The organism is Aeromonas sp. Prich7-2 (assembly GCF_017939255.1).
GTDB classification, from domain to species: Bacteria; Pseudomonadota; Gammaproteobacteria; order Enterobacterales; family Aeromonadaceae; genus Aeromonas; species Aeromonas caviae.
The window spans coordinates 1,144-1,496 of the sequence record NZ_JAGKRI010000292.1; the positions used below are offsets into that span (position 1 = coordinate 1,144).

Sequence of the window (353 nt, forward strand, 5' to 3'; positions counted from 1 at the left end):
CAGTTCGGCCATGGTCAGCGTATCGCTGTGGTCATTGGTCGCCAGGATGAACACCCCGGTCTGGTTGCGGGCCTCTTCAACGCAAGCCAGGCTAGTTGCCGCCAACCCAGTGATTTGAAACTGATGGCCAATTGGCTCTTCGCCACGCTTGGGTCTGCCACGCCCTGTATAAACGGGTTCACCTACCACTTCGGCATCCAGTTGCAACAGCATCAAGCTGGCGGTAAAACAGCTCAACTCAGCTTGGGCATCCGCCTCACAAGCAAAGCGTCGGGCACACAATTTGGCGAAGGCTTTGAGCTCGCGGGTACTGTCTTTGAGCAGGTTTTTGGCCAATGTCTGCTGCTCGCGGT

1 pseudogene is annotated in these 353 nt (G+C 56.7%); it reads right to left on the bottom strand.

Going from position 1 to position 353, the window contains the following annotated elements:
- Positions 1–353 (bottom strand): annotated as a pseudogene (locus J9892_RS21755) (IS1634 family transposase); the annotation flags it as partial.